The 257-nt window shown below is 68.1% G+C and carries 1 protein-coding gene; it reads left to right on the top strand.

Annotated features, from left to right (window positions below):
• Positions 1-17: 17 nt before the first annotated feature.
• Positions 18-257, top strand: a 240-nt coding sequence (locus V0R37_RS22695) for a bifunctional hydroxymethylpyrimidine kinase/phosphomethylpyrimidine kinase (RefSeq protein WP_420376633.1), incomplete at its 3' end; no start/stop codon positions are given.

Here is a 257-nt window from a genome sequence, read left to right as displayed (position 1 = left end):
CCTTGGGCGCGCTTTACGTGGTACTCAAGGGTGGGCACCTGCGGGGTGAAACCTGCCCGGATTTGCTGGCCTCCCCTCAGGGCCAGCGCTGGCTGGCCGCCGAACGGATTGCCACCGACAACCTGCACGGCACCGGCTGTGCGTTGTCATCGGCGATCACGGCATGCCTGGCCAAGCTGTCCCCGCAGGCAAGCAGCGAGGCCCCCATCGAAGCGATCACCACCGCCAAGCAGTGGTTGCACGAGGCCCTGGCCGCC

Source organism: Pollutimonas rozaliensis (assembly GCF_048751585.1).
Classification (GTDB): domain Bacteria; phylum Pseudomonadota; class Gammaproteobacteria; order Burkholderiales; family Burkholderiaceae_B.
The sequence above is the reverse complement of the archived record's forward strand: the minus strand, read 5'-3'. Positions and strand labels throughout refer to the sequence as shown.